Annotated in this window: 15 protein-coding genes; 3 read left to right on the top strand and 12 right to left on the bottom strand. The window is 67.2% G+C overall.

What is annotated here, in order from left to right; translation table 11 throughout:
• Positions 1-397, bottom strand: a 397-nt coding sequence (locus tag HQ312_RS17290; protein ID WP_222639544.1) for a hypothetical protein, incomplete at its 3' end; no start/stop codon positions are given.
• A gap of 27 nt (positions 398-424) precedes the next feature.
• Here HQ312_RS17290 and HQ312_RS17285 point away from each other — a divergent pair.
• Together HQ312_RS17285 and HQ312_RS17280 are read left to right on the top strand one after the other, a co-directional pair.
• Complete coding sequence (locus tag HQ312_RS17285) at positions 425-895, top strand: DUF3558 family protein (RefSeq protein WP_222639541.1); 471 nt, start codon at positions 425-427, stop codon at positions 893-895.
• A gap of 11 nt (positions 896-906) precedes the next feature.
• Positions 907-1230, top strand: a complete 324-nt coding sequence (locus tag HQ312_RS17280) for a hypothetical protein (RefSeq protein ID WP_222639538.1) — start codon at positions 907-909, stop codon at positions 1228-1230.
• A 3-nt stretch (positions 1231-1233) separates the two neighbouring features.
• Here the strand turns inward: HQ312_RS17280 and HQ312_RS17275 are convergent, their stop codons facing one another.
• The 11 genes from HQ312_RS17275 to HQ312_RS17225 all read right to left on the bottom strand — a co-directional run bounded on the left by HQ312_RS17275 (position 1234) and on the right by HQ312_RS17225 (position 12531).
• Complete coding sequence (locus HQ312_RS17275; RefSeq protein ID WP_222639535.1) at positions 1234-2499, bottom strand: DUF4185 domain-containing protein; 1266 nt, start codon at positions 2497-2499, stop codon at positions 1234-1236.
• Between the two features lie 258 nt (positions 2500-2757).
• Entirely contained in the window at positions 2758-3159 is a 402-nt protein-coding gene (locus HQ312_RS17270; RefSeq protein WP_156380463.1) for a hypothetical protein, read from the bottom strand.
• Between the two features lie 26 nt (positions 3160-3185).
• Complete coding sequence (locus tag HQ312_RS17265; RefSeq protein ID WP_222639532.1) at positions 3186-4373, bottom strand: CaiB/BaiF CoA-transferase family protein; 1188 nt, start codon at positions 4371-4373, stop codon at positions 3186-3188.
• Complete coding sequence (locus tag HQ312_RS17260; RefSeq protein ID WP_222639529.1) at positions 4370-5836, bottom strand: dihydroorotase family protein; 1467 nt, start codon at positions 5834-5836, stop codon at positions 4370-4372. The genes HQ312_RS17265 and HQ312_RS17260 overlap by 4 nt, the downstream gene beginning before the upstream one ends.
• A 12-nt stretch (positions 5837-5848) precedes the next feature.
• Positions 5849-7216, bottom strand: a complete 1368-nt coding sequence (locus tag HQ312_RS17255; protein ID WP_222639527.1) for an FAD-binding protein — start codon at positions 7214-7216, stop codon at positions 5849-5851.
• On the bottom strand, positions 7213-7845 hold the full coding sequence (locus HQ312_RS17250; RefSeq protein ID WP_222632938.1) for a hydantoin racemase: 633 nt from the start codon (positions 7843-7845) through the stop codon (positions 7213-7215). The genes HQ312_RS17255 and HQ312_RS17250 overlap by 4 nt, the downstream gene beginning before the upstream one ends.
• Positions 7846-7873: 28 nt before the next feature.
• Positions 7874-8578 (bottom strand): ABC transporter ATP-binding protein, encoded by a 705-nt coding sequence (locus tag HQ312_RS17245; protein WP_222639524.1) that lies wholly within the window; start codon positions 8576-8578, stop codon positions 7874-7876.
• Entirely contained in the window at positions 8575-9294 is a 720-nt protein-coding gene (locus tag HQ312_RS17240; protein WP_197027740.1) for an ABC transporter ATP-binding protein, read from the bottom strand. Before HQ312_RS17240 ends, HQ312_RS17245 begins: the two co-directional genes overlap by 4 nt.
• Entirely contained in the window at positions 9291-10334 is a 1044-nt protein-coding gene (locus HQ312_RS17235; protein WP_027504756.1) for a branched-chain amino acid ABC transporter permease, read from the bottom strand. Before HQ312_RS17235 ends, HQ312_RS17240 begins: the two co-directional genes overlap by 4 nt.
• Positions 10331-11314 carry a branched-chain amino acid ABC transporter permease gene (locus HQ312_RS17230; RefSeq protein WP_027504755.1) on the bottom strand — a complete coding sequence of 328 codons (984 nt, stop codon included), beginning with the start codon at positions 11312-11314 and terminating at the stop codon, positions 10331-10333. Before HQ312_RS17230 ends, HQ312_RS17235 begins: the two co-directional genes overlap by 4 nt.
• Complete coding sequence (locus HQ312_RS17225) at positions 11311-12531, bottom strand: ABC transporter substrate-binding protein (RefSeq protein ID WP_027504754.1); 1221 nt, start codon at positions 12529-12531, stop codon at positions 11311-11313. The genes HQ312_RS17230 and HQ312_RS17225 overlap by 4 nt, the downstream gene beginning before the upstream one ends.
• Before the next feature lie 244 nt (positions 12532-12775).
• Between HQ312_RS17225 and HQ312_RS17220 the strand changes: the two genes are divergently transcribed.
• The gene (locus HQ312_RS17220) at positions 12776-13576 is read left to right on the top strand and encodes an IclR family transcriptional regulator (protein WP_037184784.1); all 801 of its coding nucleotides are present in this window, start codon (positions 12776-12778) and stop codon (positions 13574-13576) included.
• Position 13577 lies beyond the last annotated feature (1 nt).

Genomic DNA, 13577 nt, shown 5'->3' with positions numbered 1-13577 from the left:
CCACCATCCGCTCACCGCCCAGCACCGTGCGCAGGCCACGTCCAGCGCGCACTGCGCGGCAGTACGCGCTGGACGTGGCCTGCGCACGGTGCTGGGCGGTGAGCGGATGGTGGTGCTCGCTTGTCCGCGCACGCTCCGGTCGGGTGCGCCGGTTGTGGTGAGCGGGGGTGCTGACGGTCGCGCGGATCGGCGCGTCGGTCGGCGCCGCAGACGCGCACCGTGCAGCAGTACGCGCAAGTCCGTGGCCTGCGCGCAGTGCTGGGAGCTGCGCGGCCAGCGGTCGCGGCGGATCCGAGCACCGTTCGGACACCCGCGCCGGTTGGACCGCGCGCGGCTGACCAGAATTCGCGCGGATCGGCTTGGGAACCGCCGGGCCGCTGACCGCGTCCAAGTTCAAGTGCGATGGATTCGAGGTGGGGTGGCTGTGGCTGCGCTCGTGTTCTGCGGCGCCTGCTCCCCCGGCGTCTCGGGCGAACCCGTCGCGGAGCTGTGGGATCCGTGCACCATTCCGAGTGACGCCGTGGCGGCTGCGGGCGTGAACGCGGAGATCGTCGACTCGGGTCAGTTCGATCAGGACGGAAGCCAATGGAAGTACTGCTCGTTTCGGCAGGATTCGTTCTTCGTCAGCATGCTGTCGACTGACACCTCGATTGCGGAGGTTGCAGCGAATCCGCGCGCTACCAATGTTTTGCCGGTCCAAGCGGGTGATCGTGAGGCGTTGTCATACACGGAACTCGGGTCAGAAGCCGGAAAGTCATGCTTTCTCGCATTCACCACGCACGGGGGCTCGGCTATCATCCGTGTCCGAGCAGCAGCAGATGCCGCCGACTTCGACAACCCTTGTACGCGGGCAGTCGACCTTTCCGACGTACTAGAGCCCTACTTTCCGCGCTGACGAGGAGTTCCGTGAACCCCCTGTTCGACCTGAAAATCACACCAGACGCTGCCCGCCGTTGCGCAGAAGCAGCACAACGATTCGCTGACGACTTGGTCAACCTGGAGGACCACGTCAGCCTCATGGGTTCACTCGGAGGCTTCGGCACCCTCCCCTCCGGCCTGGCGCTGGCGCGCAAGTACTCCGAACTCGCGGTGGGTGGGCCGGGGTCTTTGTCGACCTTGCTTCAGGCGCACATCGCGATCGCGTCGTCGCTCGCCGACACCTTCACCGAGATGGGTCGGAACTACGAGTCCACCGACAGCGAAGCGGCACAGAGCATCACACCGAAGTAGCCGTCACTTCAGCGCATCGAGATCCGTCTTCAACAGCATCACGTTGTAGTCGGACCAGCGCGAGGCAGTGAAGTACAGGTCACGCCCACTCGACTTCGGGTGGATGTACGGGGCGTAGACGCCGCCGATGGTCTCCGCACGCCCGAGCAAAGTTCTCATCGGGCTCCACGGTCCCTGCGGATCCGTGGCGGTGCGGGCGACGATCGAGCCCAGGTTCTCGTCGCCGTAGAGCATCACGTACTTCTTCAGGTACGCATTCCACGAGACGCTGAGCTCGCTGACCGGTTCGTCGACGACCTTCTTCGAATCGGCGACATCGGTCGACCACGGGCGCGCGACATCACCGGTGGAGTACTCGTACTTCGTCAGGTCGAGGATGTCCGCCGGTTGCACACGGGCGAGAAAGGCTGCACCGAAACGGCCGTTGGGCGTTCCGAATTGGTACAGCCAGCCGTCGGGACCCTTGGCGTATGCGTTCATCTGGAATCGGCCGTTGGCCTCGTTGACCTGAGCGACACCGGGAATCGTGACGCCCTTGTTGACGCGAATGGTCATCGGGTCCGTCGTCCAGCTCTGCCCGTTGTCCCTCGACGTCGCGATGGCCGAGAAGTTGGTGACCCACCGGCCGGGGGCTCCCCAACTCTGCACGGACATGTAGTTCAGGTACTGCACGCCGTCGATGGCGATGGCGGCCGTCGGGATGGTGGTCACCTCGATCTCCGGCAACCGCAGCGTCGGGACGATCTGCTCGGCGTACCGAGGCGTCGCCGGCAGGACGATGGAGCCGGACGCGCTGTCGCCGGGCACGGCGTCGGGAACGGTGATGCCGTCGGAGAGGTTGTCGTCGCTGGACCGCAGCAGCAGGTTGTTGCGCCACTGCTGCCCGTTCACCGAGCAGTTGCCGAAGGAGTCACCGAACGCCATGAGCGTCTGGCCTGCGCCGTTGTCCCAGCTGATGCCGAGATCGGTACCCGAGATGCCGAAACGGTCGTACGTGTTGTTGGCGCTGAGAGGTCCGGTCACCCACCCCACGGACTGCGTGTTCCCACTGCGGATCGGGGCGAGCGGCTGCTGAGTCCCGCGCGGGTTGCTGCCCCCGCCGCCACTCGATCCGCTGCTACCAAAAAAGCTGCCCAGCAGTGACGAGCCGGGGCCACCGAGACCACCGCACGGTTCCGCGGACGCGACCGGTGCCGACAGCACACCCAGACCGCTGGCCACCAACGTCAGCGCGGCCCCCACCGCGATCTGCCGACTTCGTGCTCGCATACTCCGACCCCCACCGATCGACTGTGTGACTCACGTGACTCATGTGACTGATGTGGTGAGTGTTACCGAAAAGTGGGCATGCCGCAACAAAAGCATGTGTCGGTACTTGACAAATGAGAATTACACGGTGGGTATTTCAGCCACACAATGAGGGCGGCCGGTGCGCCCCCGACGGACGCACCGGCCACGAGGCCCACGTCGGTCCGCGGACTCCAGTCCAGTGTGCCCCTAGGACCGGGCGGTATGCCGAGTCCTGAGTCACAAGCGTTTCGCGTGCACGCTGTCGAGCACCAGGAGAGCCGCACCCTGCACGACGACTGCGGCACCGTGCCCGGAGGACTGCTGCGGCGTCACCCTCCCGCCGAAGGTGGGCCGGTGGTACAGGAGATGTGCACCCAGGGCGACATAGACGACGTCGAGTCCGGTGTTGATCCACAAGGTCTTCCGCATCTTGTCGGCCGCAACCTCGGTGGACCGGGCCGCCCCGATCCCGGCGATGGCGAGATCGATGGCGCCCCAGCCCGCGGTCTGGATGCCGAAAGCACGGACCGCGGGAGAGCCGCCGCCCAACGCTGCGGCGGCGCCGACCGCGACACTGCCGCCGCCCCACCAGAGAAGCCGTCGACCGAGATCCTTCGCGACACTGTGTGCTGACGTCATGGACACCAGTGTGCCCACTCGAGCGGTCAGACGATGCCGGTCTCGTGCAGGGTGCGCACCTCGTCGTCGCTGAGGCCGAGCTCGGCGAGCACGGTGTCGGTGTCCGCGCCGTGCGGACGTCCGGTGTGGCGGATGCTGCCAGGGCTCTCCCCCATGCGCCACATGACGTTCTGCATGCGCACCGGCCCGAGAGCGTCGTCCTCGACTGTGGTGACCATCTCGATGGCGTTGACCTGCGGATCGTCGAGCAGCTCGCTCGGCTTGTAGACGGGGGCGACCGCCGCGCCGGCCTCCTCGAAGGCCGCGATCACCTCGTCGCGCGTGCGCTCGGCGATCCACCCACCGACGTATCCGTCGAGCAGGTCGGCGTGGGCCGCGCGCTGACGACCCGTCGCGAACCACGGCTCGTCGAGAACCTCGGGGTGACCGACGAGGCGGAGAACGCGCTCGGCGATGGAGTTGGCACTGGTGGAGATCGCCAGCCAGTGCTCGTCCTTGGTCCGATAGAGATTGCGGGGCGAGTTGTTGCTCGACCGGTTACCGGTGCGCTCCTGGTCGATGCCCAACTGGTCGGCGTAGATGATGCCGGGCCCGACCGCCGTCATGATGGGGCTCAGCAGATCGAGATCGATCTGCTGACCTCTACCCGTCTTCGTCCGGTGCAGCAGGGCCATCGAGACCGCCGACGATCCCGCGATGCCGGCCAGCGAATCCGCCAGACCGAAGGCGGGAAGCGTCGGCGGTCCGTCGGCCGAGCCGGTGAGATGGGCGAACCCGCTCATCGACTCGACCAGAGTGCCGAACGCCGGCCTCGTCGAGTAGGGCCCGGTCTGGCCGAAACCGGTGACACGCAACAGGATCAGACCCGGATTGATCTCGGACAGCACGTCGTAGCCGAGGCCCCACTTCTCGAGGGTGCCCGGCCGGAAGTTCTCCACCACCACGTCGGCATCCGCGACGAGCTTGCGGAAGACGTCGGCCCCCTCGGGCTTGCCGAGGTTCAGCGTCATGCCGCGCTTGTTGCGGCTGACCATCGTCCACCACAGCGGATGGCCGTCCTTGTCCAGACCGTGCCCACGCATCCCGTCCGGCTTGGTGGGGTGCTCGATCTTGACGACGTCGGCACCGAAGTCGCCGAGGATCTGGGCGACCAGCGGACCGGCGAGGATCGTCGACGCGTCGAGAACGCGAATCCCCTCCAGGGGCCCGGTCACTTGTAGGGCCTGTGCAGGTAGCGGCCGGTCGGCTCCCCCGCGACAGCGCCGTTGTCGAGTACGCGGTGGCCACGCACGAACGTGTCGGTGACCTTCGCGCCGAGTTCGAAGCCCTCGAAGGGGGTGTACTCCTGCGTGGACTCCGAATCCTTGGGACGCACCGTCCACGTGTGATCGGGATCGACCAGTGCCAGGTCGGCGTCCATACCGACGGCAATCTCGCCCTTGCCCGGAAGTCCGTAGCGACGAGCGGGATTGAGCGACGTCAGCTCCGCGATGCGGCGCCAGCTGAGTCCACGCTTGCGGCCCTCGCTGACCAGTCCCGGCAGCAGGTACTCGGCGCCGCCGAATCCCGACTTGGCCGCGAAGATGTCGCCGCGGTCCTCGGCGAACTTCTTCTCGTCCTTGCAGCACGCGTGATCGCTGACCACCCAGTCGATGTCGCCGCCGAGCAGGTGCTCCCACAGGGCCTCGACGTCGTCGCGCGGGCGCAGCGGCGGGTTGACCTTGCCGCCCAGTCCGTAGGCGGTGTCGATGTCGGCGAGCAGGTGACCGATGGTCACCTCGCGACGGAAGTTGACGTGCGGGAACGCCTTCGCCATCCGCATGGCGGCAGTGAGGGCCTTGCGGGAGGAGAGGTGCAGCAGGTTGATGTTGGGCAGCTGCGTCTCGTCGGCGAGGAACGACGCGATGGTGACCGCGAGCCCCTCGGAGTGCGGCGGACGCGAGGCGCTGTACGCCGCGAGGCCGGTGAGCGTTCCCTCCTCCTCGACGAGCTTGGTGTAGGCGCTCATGATCTCGGCGGTCTCGCAGTGCAGCGAGAGCGAGATGTGATCGGCCTTGTCACCGAGCTGCTCCCGTGCGGCCTGGATGCCGCGCATGACGAACTCGAAGTGTGCGAGGTCGTAGCGCTCGCCCTCCGGCGTCATGAGGAATTCGCTCTGGTCGGTCGAGCGCCCGTGCAGCCCGTGGCTGCCGTAGAACATGAAGATCTTGAACGACGTCACACCGTGATCGGTGATGAGCGACGGGATCTCGGCGATGTGCTCCTTCGACATCGGCGCGAGGTGGTACGCGTAGTCGACGAACGGCTTGCCCTCGGTGGCCTCGAGCACCGTCGGGAACACGTCGGCGTAGGAGCCGCCGGTGTTCATGTAGTACTGACCGGTGCGCATGTAGGACAGCGAGGTGGTGACACCGCCCTGCACGCAGGCCCTGGACTCGGTGTAGGCGTCCTCGCCCAACGGGTTGTAGATGCCCCAGTGTTGGTGCGCGTCCACCACTCCAGGGAACGCGACCTTGCCGGCGGCGTCGACGACGGTGTCGGCGCTGGACGGATCGATCCCCGCCTCGATTCGGGTGAACTTTCCGTCCTCGATCAGCAGGTCGAGGAATTCGCCGTCCTCGGGATGATCGGCGCCCGGACGTACGACTCGGGCATTGGTGATCAGAAGCTTCGTCATGACAATCCTTCTCTAGTGATGAGTACCGGCCACGACATCTGCGGCCAGATAAGCGAGTCCGAGTGCGGGCAGCAATCCGTTGCCGGCGAGGTACCCCGCGGCGCCGTGGCCCGAGATGCCCATCGCAGCGCCGCCGGAGGCGAACAGTCCCTCGATCGCGGTGCCGTCGGTTCGCAGGACCCGAGCGTTCCCGTCGACGACGAGGCCGCCCTGGGTGTGGAACAGCGCGGGGACGATGCGGATCGCCGCGTACGGCCCGGTGAGCTCGTGCTCGAACGAGGTGCGCCCGTGCGGGTCCGACGCCTCACCCCGTGCGTACCTCTCGACGGCCGCGAGTTCGTCGACGACGGCATCGGCGGGGAGCCCCAGCGCGTCGGCCAGCTCGGCCGGCGTGTCCGCCCACACGACGGCGCCCGAATCGACCGTCTGACGAAAGTCGGTGAACGACAGACACTTGTCGTGGATGTCGCGGTCGATGACGATGACGCCCTCGGACTCCGGGCGGGCCGCGAGATGGGCGGCGTACTCGGAGTAGCCCGTCGTCTCGTCACCGAAGCGTCGTCCCGTGAGGTCGAGGACGACGCCCCCGTGCATGACGGTGGCCCACCCGACCAGGGTCGACGCCTTCTTCGACAGCGCCGCATGCCCCTGGTACGCATCGAGATACGCGGTCGCGGCGCCGAGACGGTCACCGATGGTGAGCGCGTCTCCGCGGGAGTGCTCGCTGCCGTGGTAGCGAGCATGCGCGATCTCGGGGACGTGGGTGGCGACCCGCTCGTGGTCGCCGCCGTACCCGTTGGTGGCCAACAGCACCGCGTCGGTGGGGATCGTCTCGGTCGATCCGTCCGGGAGCGTGATCACCGCGGCGGTGACGCGACCGTCGTCGACGCGGACGTCGGTCAGCCGGGCCGGTGCCAGAACGTCGATGCGCGGCTCCGCCGTCACCGCGCGCACCAGGTGCTCCAGCAACACGCTTCCGTGCCGACCCTCGACGGTGTGGCAGCGCAGTGCCGAGTGACCGGGGTAGGCGAAATCGGTGACCAGCGACAACGGCACCTCGAGGTGATCCGCCATCCATTCGACGAGTGGCGCGCTCACGCGGGCGAGGGCTCCGGCGAGTTCTGCGTCGGCCGTGCCCTTCGTCTTGCGGAGCACGTCCTCGACGAACGTCTCCGGGGAGTCCTCGATGCCCGCCTCACGCTGCCAGCGGGACCCCGCACCGGGGATCATGGCCGTCGACATCGCAGTGTTGTTGCCGCGCTTGAAGTGGTCGCTGGCCTCGACGACCAGCACGTCGAGTCCGTGCTCGGCGGCACGCAGCGCGGCGATCAGTCCGCCGCCGGCGCCGGCGACGATCAGATCGGGTCCGTCCGCGCTCACGATGCCGGCTCCAGCTCGTCGCGCAGTGCTAGCAGGCGCAGGGCGGTGGCCGTGGGATCCACGACCAGCGGTGTGGTTCGCGGCCCGGTGAGATCGACCGCCGAGCACGCGTTGATGGCCACCGAACACGTCAGCGCACGAGCGTGGACGGTGACCGCATCGGCCCAGGCTCGCGAATCCGCGATGTCGTCGAACGACAGGTCCATGACGACGGTCGGCTCGGCGGGGATGCCGTAACCCGCCACGCGGCGGTCGAGTTCAGCAGCGATGGCGGCATTGCGGGCGAGGGCGCCGAGGCGGTGGCCCTGCGAGGCGTAGAACGACGCGGTGAGTCGCGTCAGTCCGTACAGGGGACGCTCGAAGGAGTCCGCCTCCTCCGCGCACGGATCGAGCACGCAGTCGGGCAGGTACCCGTCGAACTCGTCCGGATCGGAGGCGCGGAAGGCGGCGGCCAGCGCCACTTCGGACGCTCGGACGTCGGCCTCGGTGTCCAGCGCGCGCGGAGCATCGGGACCGATGTTGCGCAGGACGACGGACACGCCCACCGGGCTCAGTGCGTCGTACCGCTCCTGACGTCGCCGGAACTCGGCGAAGTCGACATGGATGGGGGTGTATGCGAGCAATCGCACGAAGAAACTCCTGACGAGAGGTGCGGCATCAGATGCCGAGGTACGCAGCCTTGACGCGATCGTCGTGGGCGAGCTCGGCTCCCGTACCGGCGAGCACGATGGATCCGCTCTCGATGACGTAGGCGCGGTCGGAGATCGCGAGTGCCTGTGCGGCGTTCTGCTCGACGATCAGCACGGTCACCCCGGTCTCGCGGATCCGCACGATGGCCTCGAGGACCTCGGCGGCGAGCTTCGGCGCCAGGCCGACGGACGGTTCGTCGAGCGTGAGCACACGCGGCTTCGACATCATGGCGCGGCCGATGGCCAGCATCTGCTGCTGACCGCCGGACATGGTGTCCGCGCGCTGGGTCCGCCGCTCGGCGAGAATGGGGAACAGATCGAAGACGCGGTCGAGCGACTCCTTCGTGGACCCGCGCTTCTGGGTGTACGCGCCCATCTCCAGGTTCTCGGAGACCGGCAGCGAACCGAAGAGTGCGCGGTCCTGGGCGACGTGCACCAGTCCCGACCGGACGATGCGATCGGCGCGGTTGCCACTGATGTCGCTGCCGTCCAACATGATGCGGCCCTTGCTGGGCGTGACCAGACCCGACAGGGCGCGCAGCGTCGTGGTCTTGCCGGCGCCGTTGGCTCCGATGAGAGAGACGATCTCGTCCTTCTCCAGATGCATCGTGACACCGTGCAGGATCTCCAGTCGCCGGTAGCCGGCGTGCAGATCGTCGATCTCGAGCATCATGCGGTCTCCTCACCCAGATAGGCCTCGACGACGCGGTGGTCCTCGATGACGGTGCGCGGATCCCCCGCTGTGAGGACCGCGCCCTCGTGCATGACGACCAGACGCTCGGACAACGCCATGACCGCGGCCATGATGTGTTCGACGAACAGGACGGTCTGCCCGCCGCTGTGCAGGGAGCGCAGCAGCTCGATCATCGGCGCACGTTCCGCCGGAACGAGTCCCGCGAGCACCTCGTCGAGCAGGACCACCCGCGGTTCCATGGCAAGAGCGCGGGCCAGCTCCAGTCGCTTGAGTCCGGCCGTCGACATCGTCGACACCGTCCCGCCCACCTGGTCGGAGAGCTGCACCCGGTCGAGCACCTCGAGAGCGTGCCGACGCGCGTCCTTCCGCGACTTACGCTTGGACAGTGCGGCGATGGTTACGTTCTCGAGAACGGACATCGACTCGAACGGCCGCATCAACTGGAACGTACGCACCAACCCAGCGCGCGCGATGCGGTCCGCGGGCCACCCCGTGATGTCGGTGCCGTCGAAGATCACGCGACCCGACGTCGGCGGCTGCTCGCCGGCCAGCAGCGAGAACAGGGTGGTCTTGCCGGCGCCGTTGGGGCCGATGATGCCGAGAAACTGCTCGTCCGGGACGTCGATGCTGACGTCGCGCACCGCGTGGATGCCCGAGAACGACTTGCTGAGATTCTCGATACTGAGGACGCTCACTTGCGCCACCTCTCGCGAATCGTGCCGAAGATCCCCTTGGGCAGGAAGATCACGATCAGGATGAGAATCACCGAGTAGACCGCCACGTCGAGTCCGATGGATCCCTGGAGGAACTCGAGGAACGCGGGCGGGTTGCGCAGCAGCTCGTTGATGAGCTCCGACAGCGGCCCGATGACCGCGGCGCCGAGCACCGGCCCCCAGATGGTTCCGATGCCGCCGATGACGGCCGGGACGATGGCCTCGACGGACACCGCGGATCCGAATGCCTGCTCGGGGCCCACGAAGAAGTAGTACTGCACGTAGTACACGCCGGCCACGGCCGTGAGGGCGCAGCTCGCCGCGACCGCGATGAGCCGGTACTTCATCGTGTCGATGCCGAGAGAGGCTGCCGCGGTGGCGTCGTCACGGATCGCCTGCACGTACTGCCCCGGGCGGGACCGGACGTAGAAGATGGTGCCCAGCACCGCGAGCGCCAGGATCACCAACGGGATCCACAGGTAGGTGGCACTGCCCTTCTCGAACTGCAGCATCCACCACGAATCACGCGGCAGGATCGGCACGTTGAAGCCCTCGGTCTTGTTGAAGACCTCGAGATTCTGCACGAGCAGCAGGAACATCTGCGCGAAGGCGAACGTCGCCAGGGCGAAGTACGACCCGGCCAGCCGGTAGCGCAAGCACAGGTAGGCGATGGTGGTGCCCACCGCGGCGGACACCACGGCGCCGACGAGCATGGAGATCCACGGCGAGATGCCGTGCTCCACCAGCAGATACGCACCGGTGTACGCGCCGATGCCGAAGAACGCCGCGTGACCGAAGCTGAACATGCCGCCGAAGCCGCTCATGAGGTTCCAGCCGACCGCCATGATCGCGAAGATCAATGTCCGGACAGCGACCGTCTGCGCCTGCTCGCCGAGCACGAGCGGGAACGCGGCGACGACCACGAATCCGATGACGAGCGTGAGCAACTGGCGTCGCAGCCAGGAGTCCTTCAGCCGCGTGTCGGACGCGGAGTCCGTCGAGACATCCGTCGTGGTGGTCATCGGCGTCCTCCGTACAGACCTTCGGGCTTGAGAAAGAGCACCATGACGAACACGGCGAAGACGAGGATCAGCGATCCGGTACCGGGGAGGTACAGGGCGCCGACCGTCTGGACCAGACCGATGACGATGCCGCCGACCATGGCTCCGACGACACTGCCGAGACCGCCCAGCACCACGATGACGAAGGCGAGAATCGTGAACTGCTCGCCCACCGACGGGGTGAGGGACGTGAACGGTGTCATGAGACCGCCGGCGACGGCCACGCAGGCCGCGCCGATACCGAACGTCAGCGCGTAGACCCGGCCGATGTCGACTCCGACGAGCTTGGCGCCCTCCGAGTTCGACGCCACCGCGCGGATCGACAACCCGAGGCGCGTGCGTTCGAGCACCGACTTGAGCGCGATCGCCACGACCGCGGCACCGACGAACGCGAGCACCCGAGGCCAGGCCGCGACGGTGCCGAGGATCGAGATCGATCCGTCCACGGGCGCCTCCACCGACTTGGGCCGACCACCGAAGACCATGAGGAGCACGTTGATGATGAGCAACGACAACCCGAGGGTGACCAGCAGCGGCCCCTCGTGGCTCCCGCCGATGGTGAGCTTGGTGAGCAGGGTGGCCTGCACGATCATGCCGAACACGAACATGACGGGGACTGCGAGAAGCGTTGCCACGTAGACGGGCAACCCCGCCGTCGAGAGCGCGTACACGATGTACATCGCCAGGGTGAGCATCGCGCCCTGGGCGAAGTTCACGATGCCGAGCACACCGAAGATGAGTGTCAGGCCGACCGAGATCAGCGCGTAGACCCCGCCGAGCAGCAGACCGGACACGATGGCCTGGCCGACCAGGCCCTGGTCCTTGCCGCCGACGAAGAAGATGACGGCGAGGATCACCACGAGCGCTCCCCCGACGGCGACGCCGGGATTCACGGCGCGCCGGGTCTTCTCCGTGGCCGCGCTCTCGGCGACGACCGTCACCGGCCCGCTCCCGCGGGGAACTCGATGGCCTCGGTGGCGAACTCGTCCGGGAAGACCTGGGTGACCTGGCCGTCGCGCACCTGCATCACGATGACGGTCGCGTTGGAGTTCTGACCGGTCTCGTCGAACTGGATCGGACCGGAGAAGGCGAGCAGCGGATCGTCGATGGTGACGCCGGAGATGGCCTCGCGCAACGCTTCCGGATCCGCGTCGGCGCCGTCCTCGAGTCCCGCCGCGATGACCTCGACGGCCTGGTAGGACAGCATCGCCGCCGTCTCCATCGGACGGCCGTACTTCTCCTCGAAGCGCGAGCGGATGTCGTTGACCCGGTCGCTGGTGGCATCGAAGTGGTAGTTGGCGGACAGCACGCCCTCACCGGCGGTGCCGGCGGCAGCCGGGAAGGAACTGTCGTCGAAGGCGCCGTTGGCGATGCCGTAGACACCCTTGACGTTCACGTTCAACTGCTCGACGGCCTTCGCGATCAGCAGACCGTCCGGGTAATAGCCCGTCGCGACGATGACGTCGGGGTTGGAGACCGCGGCCTCGCGCACCTGCGTCGTGGCGTCGGAGAAGTTGGTGGCCGGGTACGTGATCTCCTGCACCGAGGAGATGCCCTGGTTCGCGGCCTCCTTCTCGAAGGCGTCGAACACGCTGTCACCGAACGAGCCCTCGATGTGCAGGTACGACACGCGATCGATCGGCTGGCCGGTCTGCTCCTCGATGGCCGCGAGCGCCTTGGCGCCGTCGGTACCCATGCTGGAGGCGTTCGGCTGGATACGGAACGCGTACTGGTAACCCTGGTCGAGGATCTTGTCGTCGACCGCTACGTCGATGACCAGCGGCACTCGCGAGCGCTCGGCGACCGATGCGACGTTCTGCGTCACGTCACTCTGATAGGTGCCCACCAGGGCGACTGCGCCGTCGTCGATCAGACGCTGCGCCTCACTCTGGCCGACCTCCGCCTTGCCCTGGCTGTCACCGGTGACGAGTTCCAGTGGACGCCCCTCGAGCGAGGAGATGCCGCCGGCACCGTTGATGTCCTCGACGGCCAGTGCGGCACCGTCGTTCATCAGTCCACCGACACCGGCCAGCGCACCGGTGGTGGGGTGCACGGATCCGATCTTGATGGGACCCGAACCGTCCGATCCGGACGAGGATCCACACGCAGCCGTGCCCAGAAGGGCCACTGCGGCGAGCACGCCTACGACTTTTCTCATGATTGGATCTGCCTTCCGCGCCGATCGAGGCGCCGAGTCTCGGGAAACCGTGTGACCGAAGGACACGGCCTGTGTTCCGCTCAGCGCACCACTTAGTGGGTGGCTATTCCCTGCAGTACTGAGTATTACACGCATCACTGGGTCAGAACAGGCTCTTTGATGACTTTCTTGTTACGGGTATGGTTCGCTCAGCGGAACGCGCCGAAGCCGCGCACGTACTCAGCGAATGTGGAAGGTTGGCCCCATGGCCGCAACTACCAGCTCGACCGGCACCGACTCCGCGTCGACGGGAACCGAATCGGCGGATCGGGTGGCCGACGTCCTGCTGTCCTTCGCGCAGTCCGACCGGGCACTGGGTGTCACGGAGCTCGCGCGCCGCCTGGACCTGAGCAAGGCTGTGGTGCACCGGATCCTGCAGTCCCTGGCATCGCGCTCGATCGTGCAGCCGGTGGCGGGCGAGTCCACCTACTCCCTCGGCCCGGCGGCCATCGGACTCGGCACGAAGGCATGGAGCCAACTCGATGTTCGTTCCATCGCCGCTCCCATCCTGCGCCGACTACGTGCGCAGACCCTCGAGACGGCGACGTTGTCCGTCCTGGTGGGGCATCGGCGGGTCTACCTGGACCAGTACGAGAGCCCGCAGGAGGTGAAGATGGTGGTGGAGATCGGCCCGCAGTACCCGCTGCACTCCGGCGCCTCGAGCCGCGCCATCCTCGCGTTCCTTCCGCCGCACTACGCGCACGAAGCCTTCGAGGAGCTGCGGGGAAGCGCTCCGGACGCCGACGAGACGACGTTCCTGGCCCGGCTCCAGGAGATCAGAGACACCGGCTACGGGACCTCCATCAACGAGCGCAACACCGGCGCCGCCTCCATCGCCGCCCCGTTCTTCGACGCGGCCGGCCACGTGCTCGGCTCGGTCAGCTCCTCCGGACCGGCCTTCCGCTACTCCTCCACCGCCGACGACGATCATGTGGCGCACGCCGGTCAGGTGCTGGCCGCCGCGCGCGCGATCACGCAGAGCCTCGAAGCGCGGGCCGCCCGATGAC

The sequence above is a fragment of the Rhodococcus sp. BP-316 genome (assembly GCF_019836105.1).
In the GTDB taxonomy this organism is placed as follows: Bacteria; Actinomycetota; Actinomycetes; order Mycobacteriales; family Mycobacteriaceae; genus Rhodococcoides.
This window is presented reverse-complemented; position numbering and strand designations above follow the sequence as displayed.

Excerpts from the sequence above, each read along its gene's own strand:
- HQ312_RS17235 (WP_027504756.1), bottom strand. The coding sequence starts at position 10,334 with ATGACCACCACGACGGATGTCTCGACGGACTCCGCGTCCGACACGCGG.
- HQ312_RS17220 (WP_037184784.1), top strand. The coding sequence starts at position 12,776 with ATGGCCGCAACTACCAGCTCGACCGGCACCGACTCCGCGTCGACGGGA.
- HQ312_RS17245 (WP_222639524.1), bottom strand. The coding sequence starts at position 8,578 with ATGATGCTCGAGATCGACGATCTGCACGCCGGCTACCGGCGACTGGAG.
- HQ312_RS17275 (WP_222639535.1), bottom strand. The coding sequence starts at position 2,499 with ATGCGAGCACGAAGTCGGCAGATCGCGGTGGGGGCCGCGCTGACGTTG.
- HQ312_RS17260 (WP_222639529.1), bottom strand. The coding sequence starts at position 5,836 with ATGACGAAGCTTCTGATCACCAATGCCCGAGTCGTACGTCCGGGCGCC.
- HQ312_RS17225 (WP_027504754.1), bottom strand. The coding sequence starts at position 12,531 with ATGAGAAAAGTCGTAGGCGTGCTCGCCGCAGTGGCCCTTCTGGGCACG.
- HQ312_RS17270 (WP_156380463.1), bottom strand. The coding sequence starts at position 3,159 with ATGACGTCAGCACACAGTGTCGCGAAGGATCTCGGTCGACGGCTTCTC.